The sequence below is a fragment of the Mesorhizobium sp. M7A.F.Ca.MR.362.00.0.0 genome (assembly GCF_004023175.1).
In the GTDB taxonomy this organism is placed as follows: domain Bacteria; phylum Pseudomonadota; class Alphaproteobacteria; order Rhizobiales; family Rhizobiaceae; genus Mesorhizobium.
Window position 1 is genome coordinate 1 of sequence record NZ_RZTF01001088.1, and the last position, 247, is coordinate 247.

At 47.4% G+C, this 247-nt stretch carries 1 pseudogene; it reads left to right on the forward strand.

What is annotated here, in order from left to right:
• Nucleotides 1–247 (forward strand): annotated as a pseudogene (locus EOC06_RS39230) (stage V sporulation protein AD); the annotation flags it as partial.

Here is a 247-nt window from a genome sequence, read left to right on the forward strand (position 1 = left end):
TTTATTGCAGGCGACCTTATCAATCAAATCACACCAACCAGCTTTGCTGCCCGTGACCTGAAAGTGCCTTATTTCGGCTTGTTTGGCGCTTGTTCTACCTCGATGGAGGGGCTGGCAATGTCTTCTTTTATAATCAACTACAAAGGTGCTAAGAATATCCTTACAGGTGCTTCGAGCCATAACGCAGCTGTTGAAAAGCAGTTCCGCTATCCAACAGAATATGGCGGTCAAAAGCCGCCGACAGCAC